The organism is Brevundimonas sp. ALps5 (assembly GCF_058681645.1).
Genome location: NZ_CM178744.1, coordinates 1,729,279 through 1,743,436, shown reverse-complemented (window position 1 = coordinate 1,743,436; position 14,158 = coordinate 1,729,279). Strand labels below are relative to the sequence as shown.

Here is a 14,158-nt window from a genome sequence, read left to right as displayed (position 1 = left end):
TTAGGGCAGAATGGCCGCTTCGGGTAGGGGCTCGGCCAGGGTCGACCCCGGAGCAGCAAGGGACCCTTTCATGATCCGCAGGCTGAAGACCCTGTTCGCCGATCATCCGCGCGAGGTGGGTGAAACCTATCTGGAGCATTCGGCGACCGCCTTCGGCATGGGGATGCGGCTGGCCCGGCTGTCGGCGACGGCCTTCCTGCACGGCCTGGTGCCCGGGGTGTGCAAGACCGCAGTCTCGGACGAGATCAAGGTCATGGCCCGCGACCTCGGCGGCCGGGCGGAAGAGGCGCGCGAATGCCGCATGCGCGACGCCGGCGTCTGGGACCCGGGCCTCTAGCCCCGGGTCTGACTGGGTAATCCACCTGATAGGCGCCTCAGGGCGTCAGGAACACTGTCCCGGCAAGCGGCGCCGCGATCCCCGGCTTCGACCGCCGAGGACTTTCGATGAAAAACGTCGCCCTGATCGCCGTTTCCGCCGCCCTCTCCCTGGGAGCAGCAGGCGCCGCGAACGCCCAGGCCATGGAGGACCGTTACTGGCTCGAGGTCTCGGCCTTCAAGCCGGACATCGAGACCCACGTCCAGATTTCCTCGCCCAGCGGCGCGATCGGCACGGACGTCAGTCTGGAATCCGATCTCAACCTCGCTGATCGCGAGACCCTGCCGGCGGTCTTCCTCGGCGCCCGGCTGGGCGGGCGGTGGTCGCTGACGGGCGAGTATTTCGCCCTGAACCGCGACGGCTCCAAGGGTCTGGAGCGGGATATCGTCTTCGACGATGTCGTCTACCCGGTCGGGGTGACGGTCTCGAGCCGCTTCGACACCAGCGTCTATCGCGCGGGGCTGGCCTATTCGTTTGTTCGCAATGACCGGGCCGAGATCGGCGCCGTGCTCGGCGCCCATGTGACCAGCTTCGATGTCGAGCTGAACGGCCAAGGCTACATCGGTTCGGCCTCCCTTCAGGCCACCCGCCGCCAGAGGGACGTCCTGGCGCCCCTGCCGACCATCGGGCTCTATGGCGGTTACCGGGTCACCAGGAAACTGACCGTCACCGGCAGGTTCGACTATATGTCGCTGGGTGTCGGCGACTATGACGGCGAGCTCACCAACGCCCAGGCCACCGTCAGCTACCGGCTGTTCAAGAATATCGGGATCGGCGCGGCTTACCGCTACGTCGACTACGGCTTGCAGATCGATAAGGACAAGTGGAAGGGCGACATGTCCTATCAGTTCTCAGGCCCGTCGATCTTCCTGCAGCTGGCGTTCTGACCGCAGCCTCGGGCCCTGCCTTCTCCCGCGTCGGGAGACAGGCTAGGCAGGGGCATGACCCAATCATCCGGCCCCCTGTCTTCCAAAGGTCCTCTGGCCGGCGTTCGCGTGCTCGACCTGTCGCGGGTGCTGGCCGGCCCCTGGGCCACGCAGGTGCTGGCGGATCTGGGCGCCGAGGTGATCAAGATCGAGCGGCCGGGCGCCGGTGACGACACCCGCAGCTGGGGCCCGCCCTTCCTGAAGACGACGGACGGCGGGCGCGGCGACGCCGCCTATTTCCTGTCGGCCAACCGGGGCAAGAAGTCGGTGACGCTGGACATCGCCAGCGAGGAGGGCGCGGCTCTCGCACGGGAGTTGGCCGCGACCTGCGACGTCGTCATCGAGAACTTCAAGACCGGCGGGCTGAAGAAGTACGGCCTCGACCACGCCAGTTTGGCGGCGGCCCATCCGAAGCTGGTCTACTGCTCAATCACCGGCTTCGGTCAGGACGGCCCCGACGCCGCGCGGCCCGGCTACGACTATATGATCCAGGCCATGGGCGGGCTGATGTCGATCACCGGCCAGGCGGACGGGGCGCCGGGCGCCGAGCCCATGAAGGTCGGGGTCGCGGTGGTCGATCTCTTCACCGGCATGTATGCGGCCAATGCCATTCTGGCCGCCCTGCTGCACGCGCGGGCGACGGGGGAAGGGCAGCATATCGACCTCGCCCTGTTCGATGTTCAGGCGGCCATGCTGGCCAATCAGGCGACCAACTATTTCGCCTCAGGGACCGCGCCGACGCGGATGGGCAACGCCCACCCCAACCTCGCGCCATATCAGCCCTTCCCATGCCGCGACGGGATGATCGTGGTGGCGGTCGGCAACGACGGCCAGTTCCGCGCCTTTGCGAAGGCCCTGGGCGCGGAGGGTCTGGGAATCGACCCGCGCTTCGTTTCCAATGCGCTGAGGATCGAGCATCGCGCCGTCCTGACGGCGGAGATTTCGGCCCTTACCGCAGGTCTGACGATGCGCGAGCTGACCGTGGCGCTGGACGGGGCCGGCGTGCCGTGCGGGCCGGTCAATACGATCGATCAGGTGTTCGAGGAGCCGCAGGCCGTCCACCGCGGCCTCGTCGTCGAACAGGCGCGCGCCGATCTGGAGGGGCCGGTGAAGACCGTCGCTTCGCCCCTCCGCCTGTCGAAGACCCCCGTCGCCTATGACGCCGCCCCGCCCGCGCTGGGGCAGGATACGGATGAGGTGCTGGAGGGGTTGGGTCTTGATGAAGGGCGGCTGACCGCCCTGCGCGACAAGGGCGTGATCTGACCCCTACTTCAAGGCCAGCGTCACCTGTTTGATGTCGACATACTCGTCGATGCCGTGGATCGAGCCTTCGCGGCCGTAGCCTGACGACTTGACCCCTCCGAAGGGGGCGACGGCGGTGGAGATGAGGCCGGTGTTGATGCCGATCATTCCCGCCTCGATGTGGCGGCCGATGCGCATGGCCCGGTCCAGATCCTTCGTGAACAGATAGGAGGCGAGGCCGAACTCGCTGTCGTTGGCCATGGCCATCACCTCGGCCTCGGTCTCGAACGGGAAGACGGGGATCAGGGGGCCGAAGGTCTCTTCGCGGCGGAACAGCTCGTCCTTGCCGCCCAGCGTCACGGTCGGCTGGAAGAAGCGCCCGCCCAGGGCGTGGCGCGCCCCGCCGGTCAGCACGCGTCCGCCGTCGGCCTTCACATGCTCCAGATGGGCCTCGACCTTTGCGATGGCCTTGTCCTCGATCAGGGGGCCGACCTTGACCCCGTCCTCGAAGGCGGGACCGACCGGGATCTTCGCCACCTCGGCGGCCAGTTTCGTCGCATATTCCTCGGCGACCGAGGCCTCGACATAGACGCGGTTGGGGCAGACGCAGGTCTGGCCGGCGTTCCTGAACTTGCCCTTGATGGTCTCGGCGACGGCCAGATCCAGATCGGCGTCGGCGAAGACGATCAGGGGGGCCGCGCCGCCCAGCTCCATCGACACCCGCTTAAGAGTATCGGCCGACTGTTTGGCCAGCAGCCGGCCGATGGGGGTCGAGCCCGTGAAGCTGAGCTTGCGGATCAGGGGCGAGGCGGTCAGGACGCCGCCGATCGTCGCCGCATCCCCGGTGATGACGCTCAGCGCCCCCTTGGGCAGGCCCGCCTCATAGGCCAGTTCGGCGAGCGCGATGGCGGTGAAAGGCGTCTGGCTAGCCGGCTTGACCACGGCGGTGCAGCCGGCGGCGAAGGCGGGGCCGAGCTTGCGCGTCAGCATGGCCGCCGGGAAGTTCCAGGGCGTGATCAGGGCGCAGGGCCCCACGGCCTCGCGGAAGGTCAGGATGACGTGGCCCAGCGGGCTGTCCTGGGTCTCGCCGACCAGCCGCTCGGCCTGACCCGCGAACCATTTCAGGAAGCTGTTGGCATAGGCGACCTCGCCCTTGGCCTCCTCGAACGGCTTGCCGTTCTCCAGCGCCATCAGGGCGCCAAGCCCCTCGGTGTTGGCGTCGATCAGGGCGGCCCAGTCGCGCAGGAACTTTGCTCTCTTGTGCGGATCGCTGCGCGACCAGTCGGGGAAGGCGTCGTGGGCGGCCTGGATGGCGCGCTCGGTCTCGGCGGCGCCCAGATCGGGGATATGACCGATGATCTCGCCGGTCGCCGGATCGTCGACGGGGATGCCGCCCGAACCGGCGGGCCCCGAACCGGCAGGAATGGCCTCCCCGGCGATCAGGGCGTGTTGGCGCAGCAGCTTCAGACCGGCGTCGCGGGCGGCGGTGTTCATGGCGGGACCCTCGTCGATGATGTGCGATCTCTAACGCCGTGACGTCGCGTCAGGGCGCAAAAAAATCCCAACCCGCTTCAGCGCTTCATTCGCCGATGGTGTCGAGGTCCCTGCCCTTGGTCTCCGGCAGGAAGATCAGGGCCGCGACGGCGGCGACGGCGGTGAAGCCCAGCGCGTACCACAGGCCGAAATAGATGTTCCCCGACCAGGCCACGAGGGCGAAGCTGGCGGCGGGCAGCAGGCCTCCGATCCAGCCGGTGCCGATGTTATAGGGCACGCTCATGGCCGTGTAGCGGATGCGGGTCGGGAAGAGCTCCACGAGCGCCGCCGCCTGGGGTCCGTAGACGGCGGTGGCGGCGACCATGAAGATCATCAACACCCCGAAAACGCCCCACCAGTTGAAGCGGGCGGGGTCGGCCTTGGCCGGATAGCCCGCCTCGACCAGGGCCGCCTTCAGCCGGGTCTCGACGTCAGTGCGCGCGGCCTTGAGCGCGGCGCCTGACAGCTTGCCGGCCTCGATCGAGGCGATCTCGGCGCCGCCGACACGAACCACCGCGACCGATCCGGCCGGGGCGGCGACATTGGCGTAGTTGACACCCGCGTTGGACAGCACCGACTTGGCCAGGTCGCAGGAGGAGGTGAAGGCGGTCTTGCCGACCGGGTCGAACTGGACCGCGCAGGCGGCCGGATCGGCGACGACGGTGACCGGCGACGAGGCCTGGGCCTCCGCCAGGGCCGGATTGGCGGCGCGGGTCAGGGCCTGGAAGCCGGGGAAGACCGCGATCAGGAACAGGATCATCCCGCCGACCATCACCGGCTTGCGGCCGATCTTGTCCGACAGCCAGCCGAACAGGACATAGAGCAGGGCCGAGGCGACGGTCAGGGCCAGGATCATCCCGTCGACGGTCGAGGCCTCGACCTTGAGCACGCGCTCCATGAAGAAGCGGGTGTAGAAATAGCTGGCGTACCAGACGGCCCCTTGCGCGAACATGATGCCGACGAGGGCGACCAGCACCCAGCGGGTGTTCTTCCAGCTCAGGAAGCTTTCGCGGAACGGGGCGTGACGGCCCTGGCTCTCGGCCGCCATCTTCACGAAGGCCGGGCTCTCGTGCAGCTTCACCCGGATCCACAGGGAGACGATCAGCAGCAGGGCCGACAGGCAGAAGGGAATGCGCCAGCCCCATTCGTCAAAGGCCTCGACGCCGAGGAGGGTCCGGGTGGTCAGGATCACCACCAGTGCCAGGATCAGGCCCAGCGCCGCGGTGGTGTTGATGTAGGAGGTCATCAGGCCGCGCGTCTTTCGCGGCGCATGTTCGGCGACATAGATGGCCGCCCCGCCATATTCGCCGCCCAGGGCGAAGCCCTGCAGCATCCGCATCACCAGCAGCAGAACGGGCGCGGCCAGGCCGATGGCGCCGTAGTCGGGCAGCAGGCCGATGGCCACGGTCGCCAGACCCATCATGGTGATGGTGACCAGGAAGGTGGTCTTGCGCCCGGTCTTGTCCCCGAACCAGCCGAAGGCCAGAGCGCCGGCGGGCCGCACCACGAAGCCGAGGCCGAAGGTCAGCAGGGCGAGAATGTAGGACACCGCCTCGCCCGCGTCGGCGAAGAAGTGGCGGGCGATGATGGTGGTCAGGGAGCCGAAGACGAAGAAGTCGTACCACTCGAAGGCGGTGCCGGCAGCCGAGGCGGCGACCACGGTCTTCAGGGCCGGTTCGGCGCTCTTGTCGGTGGCGGCTACGGTCATCTGGATCTCCCCGTTCGGCCTCTCCGGACCGTCTTTGTCTGACCCTAGCGGGCGGGGTGACCCGGGGGAAGCGCGGCGGCTGGACGCGGGACAGCAAAAACCCCGCCGGTGGGGCGACCGGCGGGGTTCTTTACAGATCGGCGGCTCTCTCCTTCCGCCGATATCAACAGAACACGTTCAAACGAACGCGGTTCCGCGATCAGTTGCCCTTGGCTTCCTCGGCCGCGCCGGTCACGGCGTGGCCGGCGGCGGCGGTGTCCTTGCCCACGCCCGAAACCGTGTTGCAGGCGGCGGTGGTCAGGGCGGCGGCGGCGGCGAACAGCACGAACATCTTGCGCATCGAAATCACTCCGGGAGGGGCGGCGCGTCCATCGCGCCGGGTCTGTGGAGTCAACGCGACGCCGGCTTGGCGGTTCCGACCAGATCGGCTGGATCGGTCGGCACGACGGCCTCGGGGGTGGCGAAGACCATCCGGGCGATGGTCCCGCCGTCAGGGGCCCGCAGGATCTCGGCCTCGCCCCTCAGCTGCTTGGCGAAGGCGCCCATAAGGGTGCGCCCGACCCCGGCGGTGACGGCCGCCTGATCGGGGCCGGGTCCGTCGTCCTGGACCTCCAGCACACTGGTCTCGCCCTTGACCTCGAAGCGGACCTGAAGCGTCCCGCCGCGCCCGGCGAAGGCGTGCTTCTGGGCGTTGGTCACGGCCTCCACCAGCCACAGGGCGAGGGGCGCCAGCTTGTCGGGATCGACCACCAGACTGTCGGCCTCGACCGAAGAAGAAACGACCGGGCCGCGCATCGCCTCGGCCGCGACCAGCTGGCCGACCAGTTCGGTCAGGAACTCGCGGGCGTCGGCATAGCGGATGTTCTCGGACTGGTAGAGGGTCCGGTAGATCAGGGCCAGGGCCGAGATTCTCTGACGCGTGTCGCCCAGGGCCGCCTTGGCCGGACCGTCGGTCAGGGCGCGCTGCTGCATCGACAGCAGGGAGGAGATGATCTGCAGGTTGTTCTTCACCCGGTGATGGATCTCGCGCATCAGCGCGTCCTTCTCCGACAGGCTTTCGGTCAGCATGCCGTCGCGGGTGGTGATGTTCTCGGCCAGTTCGTCCAGGGTCTGGGCCAACAGCCGGATCTCGGACGGGGCGTTGGAGGCCTGGACCGGGCGCACCGAGAAGCGGCCACGCGCATAGATGGCGGCGACCCGCTCCAGATAGTCGAGCCAGCGCACCACCACCCGCTCGGTCACCAGCATGACGGCGGCGAAGGCGGCCAGCCAGGCGGCGAAGGGCAGAAGGATGGAACCGATCGGGTTCAGCTGGGCCCAGGACAGGAGACCCGGCGCCGGCGCCGACAGCAGGACATAGACGTCGCGTCCGGCCAGGGCGGCGCCCGCGTAGACCCGGTGCTGGCCCAGGCTGTCGTCGGCCTCGAACAGGGAGGTGGCGTCCTGGCGGGCGCGCTCGACCCAGCCATCCAGCGTCCGATCGCCCTTCAGCTGGAAGGCGCGAACGTCGGTGGCGGTCAGGACCCGCCCGTCGGCGTCGGTCAGGGCGGCCTGCGCCCCCTTGGGCAGGGCCGGGTCTGTGACGTCGGGCTGCAGCCGGTCCAGCGGAATGACGGCGACCATCGCGCCGTCGAACCGCCCCAGGGGCCGTTCGATGCGCGAGGCGACCACAAGGCCGGGGCGAGGCGAGGTCGTCGAGGCCGAGCGCTGCACCACCAGGGCCTCGCCGGCGGCCACGCGCTGGAACCAGGGCCGGGCGCGCACCGTCGCCGAGGTGGTCGTGGGCAGGGGCGGGCGCGAGGAGCACAGGATGTCTCCCGTCGGAGCCATCCGGTACAGGGCCTCATAGTCATCCAGCCGCTCGATCAGGCTGGCCAGTCTGGGCGCGCAGTTGGGGCCGGTGGCCTCGGGCCCCAGGGCCTCGAGCAGGACGGTCGTACTGTCCAGCCGCGCCTTGGTCGTCGCCGCCGCGCGGGCGGCGGCGAGCTGCAGGTCCGACCGGCGATCGGCAGCCTGTTCGCGGAAGTCCGCCTGGGTCTGGATCGCCCCCAGCACCAGGATCGGCAGCAGGGCGATGGCCATGGCCACGCCCAGCCGGAAGCGAATGCTCTGGAACCGCTGCGAGCGTTCGGAGCGAAACGAGAACCGGCGTTTCAGATCGCGGCCCAGGGAGCGGCCGATAGGCGCCACTGGATCAGACCTGCCTGGCGCCGCTCAGACGATCGGCGTCGGCGAGGATGGAGCGCATGGCGTCGCCAGCGGCCTTGCCGTCGCGGGCGTAGCCGCCGCGCTCCAGCGTCGCCAGAAGGGCCCGGCGCGCGCGGCTGACCCGGCTCTTCACCGTGCCGACCGCGCAGTTGCAGATCTCGGCCGCCTCTTCATAGGCGAACCCGCCGGCGCCGACGAGGATCAGCGCTTCGCGCTGTTCTTCCGGCAGGGTGTTCAGGGCCATGCGCAGCTCGTCCAGGGCGACCGGCGCCTCCGGATCGTCGACGGCGACCAGGGTGCGCTCGGCGGCCTCCTGATCCAGCTGGGACTGACGCCACGACCGGCGCTTCTCGGAATAGAACTGGTTGCGCAGGATCATGAAGGTCCAGGCCTTCATGTTCGTGCCCATCTGATAGCTGGCCCGGGCGTCCCAGGCCTTCATCATGGCGTCCTGGGCCAGGTCGTCGGCGGCCGTCGGATCGCCGGTCAAAGTCCGGGCAAAGGCGCGCAGATGCGGAATCAGGGTGACCAGTTCACGCTTGAATCCGGCGTCGTCGGCCGAAGGGGGCTTGGGCGGCGCGGGCGGCCGCGAGGAGGAGACGCTCATTCGCCGCCCTTCTCGCCCGCCTTGTCGTCGGCGCGCCGCAGAATGGCGAGGAATTCGTCGGGGATCGGCTCATTGACCACCTCGTCGAACATATGGCGCAGCTTCACGCCGATGGCCTGTTGACGCAGACGGGCTTCTTCCAGCCCGGCCTCGCCCGTGGGCGCCGGCTTGCGCCGGGAGGAGTCAGGAGTATCGATCATGAATTTTTAAGCCGCCACCCGTTGCACGCATTCTGGGACGCGCCGACCTGACCGTCGACGTCATTATGGACCCGGACAACGTCGGCGAACGGACACGGTTCCGGTTGTGAATGCAAAAATATGGTCAAGGTTGAGGTTCCGCGATGGAACCGTGGCGGTGATGATACGTTCGGTCGGTGTCACGCGCCTGGGACCGCCCTGGGGTCTTTGGCGTGTCACCTTGTTATGTCGGGGAATTTTCTGAGATGAGCCTTCTGGCCAGACTTGCGCCTCACCTGCCCTACGTCCGTCGCTACGCGCGCGCCCTGACCGGTGATCAGGCGACAGGCGACAACTATGTCCGCGTCGCCCTCGAGGCCCTGGCCGCCGGCGAACGCCAGCTGTCCACCGAAATGACGCCGCGGGTCGCCCTCTATCAGGTGTTCCACGCCATCTGGTCCTCGACCGGCGCCCAGCTGGAAGACCAGAGCGGCATCGAGGGCCGCGACGACGCCTCGCGCCGCCTGATGCGCATCGCACCGCGCTCGCGTCAGGCCTTCCTCCTGACCGCGCTCGAAGGTTTCACCCCCTCGGAAGCCGCCCAGATCCTGTCGGCCGACGTCCATGACGTCGAGCGGCTGATCGGCGAGGCCCAGGCCGAGATCGACGCCGAACTGGCCACCGACGTCCTCATCATCGAGGACGAGGCCATCATCTCGGCCGACATCGAAAGCCTGGTCCGCGAGCTGGGCCACAACGTCACCGCCACGGCGACGACCCATGACGAGGCCGTCGACGCCGTCGCCCGCCACCGTCCGGGTCTGGTCCTGGCCGACATCCAGCTGGCCGACGGCTCGTCGGGCATCGACGCGGTCAAGGACATCCTCAAGCGGTTCGACGTGCCGGTGATCTTCATCACCGCCTTCCCCGAGCGTCTGCTGACCGGCGAACGCCCGGAGCCGACCTTCCTGATCACCAAGCCCTTCCAGCCGGAAACGGTGAAGGCGGCGATCAGCCAGGCCCTGTTCTTCCACCCCTCGCGCCGCAAGGAAGCCGCGTAAGGTCCCCGGAATCGGCCATCGAAGGGCCGTCGGACTCGCGTCCGGCGGCCTTTTGTTTTGTCAGTTTCGCGGGGCCGGAGAAAAATCTCACCACCGCGCGGAACGCGATTGAGGAGTCGCCGTTATCAATCTGCGGAGGCGGCGACGCCCCCCCGACTTGAGACCGGCGCCAGCCGGTCTGTCGCCTCCGCGCCTCATTCTCGATGATGCCACTTTCTCGGACGGATCTCTGATCCGTCCGTTTTTCTTTGCAGCGCCGGGGCGGATCTCTGATCCGTCCGTTTTTCTTTACGCGCGACGCCGGGTCCCCTCGACACCGCCGCGTCAGGGGCCAGAATGGGTCTGCAAAAGAAACCATCCCGGGAGAGCGTTCGATGCCGATGAATCGTCAGTGGGTCCTGCGTCAGCGGCCCCAAGGCCTGATCAAGGACGGAGACCTGGAGCTGGTCGAGAGCCCGACGCCCGAACTCGGCGACGGCGATATCCTCGTCCGCACCATCTATCTGTCGCTGGACCCGACCAACCGCACCTGGATGAACGACGCCGTCGGCTACTTGCCGCCCGTGGGCCTCGGCGAGGTCATGCGCGGCCTGACGCTGGGCGTGGTCGAGGAGACGAGGTCGCAGAAGTACAAGGTCGGCGATCTGGTCACCACGGCCATGGGCGGCTGGGCCGACTACGGTGTCGTGCCCGACACGGGCGCTTCCCGGGTCCATCGGGCTCCCGGCCTGCCGCTGACGGCCAATATGTCGGTCATGGGCATGACCGGGATGACCGCCTATTTCGGCGTCACAGACGTGCTCAGGCCCGAGCCCGGCCAGGTCATGGTCATCTCGGCGGCGGCCGGCGCGGTCGGCTCCGTCGCCGGCCAGATCGCCAAACAGCGCGGCGCCCACGTCATCGGCATCGCCGGCGGTCCCGACAAATGCCGCTGGTTGGTCGAGGAGCTCGGCTTCGACGCCGCCATCGACTACAAGAACGAGGACGTCGGCGAGGCCCTGGACCGTCTGGCCCCCAACGGCGTCGACCTGAATTTCGAAAACGTCGGCGGCGACATCATGGTCGCGGTGTGGAACCGGCTGAACCTGCACGCCCGCATGGCCGTCTGCGGCATGGTCTCGGCCTATAACGCCACCAAACGTCCTCCCTCCCCCGACCTCAGCCGCCTGATCACCCACCGCATGACCATGCAGGGCTTCCTCGTCATGGACTATTCGCCCCGGGCGAAGGAGATGGTCGCCGAACTCGGCCCCTGGCTGGCCGAGGGCAAGGTGAAGTGGAAGGTCCATGTCGACAACGGGCTGGAAGGCGCCTTGACCTCGCTCAACCGCTTGTTCACCGGTGACCATGACGGCAAGCTTCTGGTGCGCGTTTCGGAAGAGCCGGCCGACCAGGGATCCTGACCATGAGCGACAGCCTCCACATCCATTTCGAGGATCTCGAGAACGGTCAGGTGCTCCAGCTGGGCGCCGTCGCCGTCGACGAGGCGGCGGTGGAGGCATTCGTCGAACGGTTCGCCCCCGGCTGGGACCCCGCCTACGGCGCGCCCGACGCCATGGTCTACGCCCTGTGGTCTCGGCTGGCGGCCGAGAAATCCGCCGGCTGGGCCCAGACCAAGGTCCTGGCCGTCGACGGCCTGCGCTTCATGCGCAATCCGCCGCCCGGCGAACTGCTGCGCGGCCGCATGACGGTCATGGGCAAGGACCCGGTCGGCGACGAGAAGGGCATCGTCATCGCCCAGCACGACCTCCTCGACGAGGGCGGCCGTCTGGTCTTCGGCTGCCTGACCCGCGCGCTCTTCGTCCGCAGATGAAAACGAAAAACCCCGCCGGCGAACCGGCGGGGCTGATCGTTTTCCGGGGCTCAAGTAGCGCGAACGCGCGATAGCCCCAAAAGGAAGCCGCTTAAGTCGCGTCGCGACTCAAGCGTTCGCGGCGGCGGGCGTTTCGGCGGCGCGCTGGAAGGCCAGGGCGATCAGACGGTCCCAACCCAGCAGCGACACCAGGTGGGCGTAGATCTGGCCCAGGGCGCCGTTGTCGCGCAGCTCGGCCAGCTTCTCGGCCGGCAGGGCCTTCAGCTTGTCTTCCGAGACGGCGAAATAGTCGGCCAGCTTCTGGGGCTCGCCCGGGATGCCGTTCTCGTCGCGCGGCGTGAAGACGGCCTCACGGGTGTGGAACAGGTCCAGTTCGTTGAGCAGGGCGATGAAGCTGTCGGTGCGTTGACGCTCCTGCTCGAAATTGTTGCAGAACTCCATGGCCTGGGTGACGTACTGGCTCGGCTGGCCGTTCTCGAACAGGGGCACCTGGCCGCCTTCGCCGATGAAGGGCGCGGCGCGATCGATGCACAGGATCATGCGGTTCTGGACTTCGTCATTGGCGAAGACGAACGGATAGCGGCGGGCATAGGCCGGGATATAGGCCTCGGCCTTGAAGTCGCCGGCGGCGTCGACGTACAGGTTCTCGCCCTGACGCAGGCCCATGACGGCGACCGGCTGCCTGGTGTCGCCCAGGAAGACGACCGGATAGGACAGGGCGGCCGGAGCGAACTCGGTCACGGTCAGGGGCACGACGTGGGTCTGGGCCACGAAGGCATAGGGCTTGTCGACCGGATTGGCGCCCAGGGTTCCGTGCAGCTCGGCCGAGAGCGGCTCGGGCTTGGAGTAGAACAGGACGGTGCCGGCCAGTTGGCCTTCGGTCTGCAGGGTGTCGGTCATGGACGCCAGGGTCTCTGAAAAGCGGAAAGTCGCGCCTTCTAGCGGAACCCGGCGCGGGCGGCAAACGTCAGTATTCCGCCAGGCGAACCGTACAGGCGGCCCGCATCGATCCGGTTGCGGGGCGGCCCTTCACCCCTTAGCTGTATTTCCATGAGTTCTTCCTGCGGCCACGACCACCATCACGACCGGCCCGGCGCCGAGGCGATCGAACGCACGCTCGATGCCGCCGAGGGCCGCTGCGTCGCCCAGGGCGAGCGCATGACGGCCCCGCGCCGCCGGGTGTTGGAGCTGCTCCTGACCGCCGGCGAGCCGGTCAAGGCCTATGATCTGATCGCCCGCTACGGCGAAGATGGCCAGGCCGCCAAGCCGCCGACGGTCTATCGCGCGCTCGAATTCCTGGAACGCAAGGGGATGGCGCACCGCATCGCCTCCATCAGCGCCTATGTCGCCTGCACTGCCGGCAATGACGCGGAGGCCCTTCCTCATGCGGCGGCCTTCCTGATCTGCGACTGCTGCGGCGCGACCGAGGAGGTCGTGGCCCCGACCGGCCAGACCTTCGCCCTGGCCGCCGACACCGCCGGCTACGCCATCGAACGCACCACGATCGAGGGCCACGGCCGCTGCCCCGCCTGCCGCGTCGCGGCATAAGGTCCCTGATATCGGGGACAGGGTTCGGCCTTACTGGCCAATGCGGGTCCGCCACCCTACCTTTGAGTCCATGGACGCCGCCCTTCTGACCCCGCCCCGTCGCCTGTCCGTCCCGGTGAGCAACCGCTGGGGCTCGGGACAGATGTCGGTCATGGACTTCGGCGACCCCAAGCGGCCGGTCGATCTGGTCTTCGTCCACGCCAACGGCTTCAACGCCGCCACCTACCGCACCCTGCTGGCGCCCCTCTCGGCCTCGCTGCGGATCTGGGCGCCCGATCTGCGCGGCCACGGGCGCACCACCCTGCCGACCCCGGTCGAGGGCCGCTTCAGCTGGGCCGACCATCGCGACGACCTGAGCGCCCTGATCGACGCCGTCGACGGGCCGCCGGTCATCATGTCCGGCCATTCCATGGGTGGAACCTCCAGCCTGCTGGCCGCCGCCGAGCGCCGCGATCAGGTGTCGGGCCTCGTGTTGTTCGACCCGGTGATCTGGACCCGCGCCTGGGTCACGGCCTTCAAATTCCCGGTCCTGCGCGGCCTGCCCAGCCGAATCCCCCTGGCGAAGGGCGCCTTGCGGCGTCGCCGGCTGTTCGACAGCCGCGAGCAGGCCCTGGCCGCCTATCGCGGCCGCGGCGCCTTCAAGGGCTGGCCCGAGATGATGCTGGCCGACTACATCTCCGACGGCCTGATCGAGACCGATCAGGGCTTCAACCTGGCCTGTTCGCCGGAGTGGGAAGCGTCCAACTACGGCTCCCAGTCCCACGACCCGTGGGCGGCTCTGCGCCGGCTTGACCGTCCTGTCCGTATCCTGAAAGCCGCGCAGGATTCGACCTGCCACATGGCGACCGATCCCGCGCGCCGGCTGACGGTCGAAACCGTGCCGGACAGCACCCACTTCTTCCCCATGCTGAAACCCGACATCGTCCGCGACGCCCTGTTCGACGCGGCGGTGTGAGA

The 14,158-nt window shown here is 68.3% G+C and carries 15 protein-coding genes; 8 read left to right on the top strand and 7 right to left on the bottom strand.

What is annotated here, in order from left to right; genetic code table 11:
* The first annotated feature begins 70 nt into the window (after window positions 1–70).
* The 3 genes from ACW172_RS08410 to ACW172_RS08400 all read left to right on the top strand — a co-directional run bounded on the left by ACW172_RS08410 (window position 71) and on the right by ACW172_RS08400 (window position 2,565).
* On the top strand, window positions 71–337 hold the full coding sequence (locus ACW172_RS08410; RefSeq protein WP_492034724.1) for a DUF6356 family protein: 267 nt from the start codon (window positions 71–73) through the stop codon (window positions 335–337).
* A 107-nt stretch (window positions 338–444) separates the two neighbouring features.
* A complete protein-coding gene (locus ACW172_RS08405; protein ID WP_492034723.1) occupies window positions 445–1,263 on the top strand; it encodes a putative outer membrane beta-barrel protein in 819 nt (272 codons plus the stop codon).
* Between the two features lie 54 nt (window positions 1,264–1,317).
* Window positions 1,318–2,565: a CaiB/BaiF CoA transferase family protein gene (locus tag ACW172_RS08400; protein ID WP_492034722.1), complete on the top strand. Its 1,248-nt coding sequence runs from the start codon at window positions 1,318–1,320 to the stop codon at window positions 2,563–2,565.
* A 3-nt stretch (window positions 2,566–2,568) separates the two neighbouring features.
* On the opposite strand, the gene ACW172_RS08395 is transcribed toward ACW172_RS08400, so the two are convergent.
* From ACW172_RS08395 to nepR, 6 genes are all read right to left on the bottom strand, one after another.
* On the bottom strand, window positions 2,569–4,038 hold the full coding sequence (locus ACW172_RS08395) for an NAD-dependent succinate-semialdehyde dehydrogenase (protein ID WP_492034721.1): 1,470 nt from the start codon (window positions 4,036–4,038) through the stop codon (window positions 2,569–2,571).
* 85 nt (window positions 4,039–4,123) lie between these two features.
* A complete protein-coding gene (locus ACW172_RS08390; RefSeq protein WP_492034720.1) occupies window positions 4,124–5,785 on the bottom strand; it encodes an MFS transporter in 1,662 nt (553 codons plus the stop codon).
* Window positions 5,786–5,984: 199 nt separating this feature from the next.
* Complete coding sequence (locus ACW172_RS08385) at window positions 5,985–6,125, bottom strand: entericidin A/B family lipoprotein (RefSeq protein WP_492034719.1); 141 nt, start codon at window positions 6,123–6,125, stop codon at window positions 5,985–5,987.
* Between the two features lie 50 nt (window positions 6,126–6,175).
* Window positions 6,176–7,867: a sensor histidine kinase PhyK gene (gene phyK, locus ACW172_RS08380; RefSeq protein WP_492034962.1), complete on the bottom strand. Its 1,692-nt coding sequence runs from the start codon at window positions 7,865–7,867 to the stop codon at window positions 6,176–6,178.
* A 112-nt stretch (window positions 7,868–7,979) separates the two neighbouring features.
* A complete protein-coding gene (locus ACW172_RS08375; RefSeq protein WP_492034718.1) occupies window positions 7,980–8,600 on the bottom strand; it encodes a sigma-70 family RNA polymerase sigma factor in 621 nt (206 codons plus the stop codon).
* Window positions 8,597–8,800: an anti-sigma T factor NepR gene (gene nepR / locus ACW172_RS08370; RefSeq protein WP_492034717.1), complete on the bottom strand. Its 204-nt coding sequence runs from the start codon at window positions 8,798–8,800 to the stop codon at window positions 8,597–8,599. Before nepR ends, ACW172_RS08375 begins: the two co-directional genes overlap by 4 nt.
* Before the next feature lie 245 nt (window positions 8,801–9,045).
* On the opposite strand from nepR, the gene phyR reads away from it, so the two are divergent.
* The 3 genes from phyR to ACW172_RS08355 all read left to right on the top strand — a co-directional run bounded on the left by phyR (window position 9,046) and on the right by ACW172_RS08355 (window position 11,653).
* On the top strand, window positions 9,046–9,840 hold the full coding sequence (phyR, locus tag ACW172_RS08365) for an anti-anti sigma factor/receiver protein PhyR (protein ID WP_492034716.1): 795 nt from the start codon (window positions 9,046–9,048) through the stop codon (window positions 9,838–9,840).
* Between the two features lie 374 nt (window positions 9,841–10,214).
* Window positions 10,215–11,243 (top strand): NADP-dependent oxidoreductase, encoded by a 1,029-nt coding sequence (locus tag ACW172_RS08360; RefSeq protein WP_492034715.1) that lies wholly within the window; start codon window positions 10,215–10,217, stop codon window positions 11,241–11,243.
* A 2-nt stretch (window positions 11,244–11,245) separates the two neighbouring features.
* Window positions 11,246–11,653 carry an acyl dehydratase gene (locus ACW172_RS08355; protein ID WP_492034714.1) on the top strand — a complete coding sequence of 136 codons (408 nt, stop codon included), beginning with the start codon at window positions 11,246–11,248 and terminating at the stop codon, window positions 11,651–11,653.
* A 108-nt stretch (window positions 11,654–11,761) separates the two neighbouring features.
* Here the strand turns inward: ACW172_RS08355 and ACW172_RS08350 are convergent, their stop codons facing one another.
* Window positions 11,762–12,553, bottom strand: coding sequence for a SapC family protein (locus tag ACW172_RS08350; protein ID WP_492034713.1), 792 nt, complete (start codon window positions 12,551–12,553; stop codon window positions 11,762–11,764).
* A 150-nt stretch (window positions 12,554–12,703) separates the two neighbouring features.
* Here ACW172_RS08350 and ACW172_RS08345 point away from each other — a divergent pair, with 150 nt between their 5' ends.
* Both ACW172_RS08345 and ACW172_RS08340 read left to right on the top strand, forming a co-directional pair.
* A complete protein-coding gene (locus ACW172_RS08345) occupies window positions 12,704–13,201 on the top strand; it encodes a Fur family transcriptional regulator (protein WP_492034712.1) in 498 nt (165 codons plus the stop codon).
* Window positions 13,202–13,271: 70 nt separating this feature from the next.
* Window positions 13,272–14,156, top strand: a complete 885-nt coding sequence (locus ACW172_RS08340; protein ID WP_492034711.1) for an alpha/beta fold hydrolase — start codon at window positions 13,272–13,274, stop codon at window positions 14,154–14,156.
* Window positions 14,157–14,158 lie beyond the last annotated feature (2 nt).

Coding starts and splice junctions, on each gene's coding strand:
- ACW172_RS08405 (WP_492034723.1), top strand. CDS start 445: ATGAAAAACGTCGCCCTGATCGCCGTTTCCGCCGCCCTCTCCCTGGGA.
- ACW172_RS08375 (WP_492034718.1), bottom strand. CDS start 8,600: ATGAGCGTCTCCTCCTCGCGGCCGCCCGCGCCGCCCAAGCCCCCTTCG.
- ACW172_RS08345 (WP_492034712.1), top strand. CDS start 12,704: ATGAGTTCTTCCTGCGGCCACGACCACCATCACGACCGGCCCGGCGCC.
- ACW172_RS08400 (WP_492034722.1), top strand. CDS start 1,318: ATGACCCAATCATCCGGCCCCCTGTCTTCCAAAGGTCCTCTGGCCGGC.
- phyR (WP_492034716.1), top strand. CDS start 9,046: ATGAGCCTTCTGGCCAGACTTGCGCCTCACCTGCCCTACGTCCGTCGC.
- ACW172_RS08390 (WP_492034720.1), bottom strand. CDS start 5,785: ATGACCGTAGCCGCCACCGACAAGAGCGCCGAACCGGCCCTGAAGACC.
- ACW172_RS08340 (WP_492034711.1), top strand. CDS start 13,272: ATGGACGCCGCCCTTCTGACCCCGCCCCGTCGCCTGTCCGTCCCGGTG.
- ACW172_RS08355 (WP_492034714.1), top strand. CDS start 11,246: ATGAGCGACAGCCTCCACATCCATTTCGAGGATCTCGAGAACGGTCAG.
- phyK (WP_492034962.1), bottom strand. CDS start 7,867: ATGGCCATCGCCCTGCTGCCGATCCTGGTGCTGGGGGCGATCCAGACC.
- ACW172_RS08385 (WP_492034719.1), bottom strand. CDS start 6,125: ATGCGCAAGATGTTCGTGCTGTTCGCCGCCGCCGCCGCCCTGACCACC.
- ACW172_RS08395 (WP_492034721.1), bottom strand. CDS start 4,038: ATGAACACCGCCGCCCGCGACGCCGGTCTGAAGCTGCTGCGCCAACAC.
- ACW172_RS08360 (WP_492034715.1), top strand. CDS start 10,215: ATGCCGATGAATCGTCAGTGGGTCCTGCGTCAGCGGCCCCAAGGCCTG.
- ACW172_RS08410 (WP_492034724.1), top strand. CDS start 71: ATGATCCGCAGGCTGAAGACCCTGTTCGCCGATCATCCGCGCGAGGTG.
- nepR (WP_492034717.1), bottom strand. CDS start 8,800: ATGATCGATACTCCTGACTCCTCCCGGCGCAAGCCGGCGCCCACGGGC.
- ACW172_RS08350 (WP_492034713.1), bottom strand. CDS start 12,553: ATGACCGACACCCTGCAGACCGAAGGCCAACTGGCCGGCACCGTCCTG.